The sequence below is a fragment of the Shewanella waksmanii ATCC BAA-643 genome (assembly GCF_000518805.1).
In the GTDB taxonomy this organism is placed as follows: Bacteria; Pseudomonadota; Gammaproteobacteria; order Enterobacterales; family Shewanellaceae; genus Shewanella; species Shewanella waksmanii.
In genome coordinates, this window is record NZ_JAEH01000088.1 from 1 (window position 1) to 1,383 (window position 1,383).

Here is a 1,383-nt window from a genome sequence, read left to right on the forward strand (position 1 = left end):
GGACTAGACACATTGAATTTATTGAACGTTTTCAGCGTCACCAAATTGGCCTTGGAACAACACTGAAGACAGATAACGCTCAGCTGCTGAAGGCAGAATAACGACGATATTCTTATCTGCAAACTCAGGCAGTGCGGCGATTCTATTAGCGGCAACAACAGCTGCACCTGAAGAAATACCGACTAAAATGCCTTCTTCCTTCATTAGGCGTTGCGCCATTTCAATTGCGTCTTCGTTGCTAACAGCTTCAACGCGATCAACCATTTCTAAATCTAGGTTGCCAGGAATGAATCCGGCGCCAATACCTTGAATTTTGTGTGGTCCAGGTTGGACTGTTTGACCCGCTAAGGTTTGCGCAATCACTGGCGAGTCGACAGGCTCTACGGCAACAGAAGTAATCGCTTTGCCTTGGGCATTTTTAATATAACGGCTCACACCTGTGATTGTTCCGCCGGTACCGACACCAGCGACAACAACATCAACGCTACCATCTGTGTCATTCCAAATTTCAGGACCAGTGGTTTTCTCATGAATTTCTGGGTTAGCCGGGTTGTCAAACTGTTGTAGCAACACATACTTTTCAGGTGCTGATTGACGAATCTCTTCGGCTTTATCAATGGCGCCTTTCATACCTTTAGCACCTTCAGTAAGGACTAAGTTAGCACCCAGTGCTTTTAGTAACTTACGTCGCTCTAAGCTCATGGTGTTAGGCATGGTTAGTGTGAGTTTATAACCGCGAGCAGCAGCAACATAAGCCAGTGCAATACCAGTATTACCAGAGGTAGGCTCGATGAGCTCCTTACCTTGGGTCAGTGTACCGTTTTTCTCGGCATCCCAGATCATATTTGCACCGATACGACACTTCACACTGAAGCTTGGGTTACATGCTTCTATTTTTGCTAGCACATTACCATTACTAACGCGGTTAAGCTTAACAAGAGGGGTGTGACCAATCGTATGTGAATTGTCTTCGTAAATTTTGCTCATGGGTTGCTTGCTCCTTTTTTGTATAGCTAAATCATAGTGCGGTTTAAGCGCTTGAGAAATGCTAGTTTCATCTTCTTTATTCCATTTGGTTATTAGCACATGCATTTCTATTAACAATTGTTAAGGCCTTACCTGGGTTTTATCGCTAATGCCCTGTGTTTTATGGCTATTTTACATATCACCTTGGTGTGGATAAAACGCCAATTGGCCATGCATTTGTCGTTCAGTCGGTTATAAAAAGTAATTTAAATCCAAGCTAAATGGCCATCGCAGTTTAAGGATGATGCTCAGCCGTTTCAAAGTGATCTTCACCCGATAAAATAGACACCGTCCATTTTCAAAATAATGTCTGCTCAAATTCAGCAGGTGTTTTGTATCCTAAGCTCGAATGTAGGC

General features: G+C 43.5%; 1 protein-coding gene. It reads right to left on the reverse strand.

All coding sequences use genetic code 11. The features are described 5' to 3' along the window. Window positions 1–18 precede the first annotated feature (18 nt). Entirely contained in the window at window positions 19–987 is a 969-nt protein-coding gene (gene cysK, locus L865_RS0119975; RefSeq protein ID WP_028774844.1) for a cysteine synthase A, read from the reverse strand. Window positions 988–1,383 lie beyond the last annotated feature (396 nt).

What these genes read in the sequence shown, in the direction of transcription:
- cysK (WP_028774844.1), bottom strand. Translation starts at nt 987, where the DNA reads ATGAGCAAAATTTACGAAGACAATTCACATACGATTGGTCACACCCCT.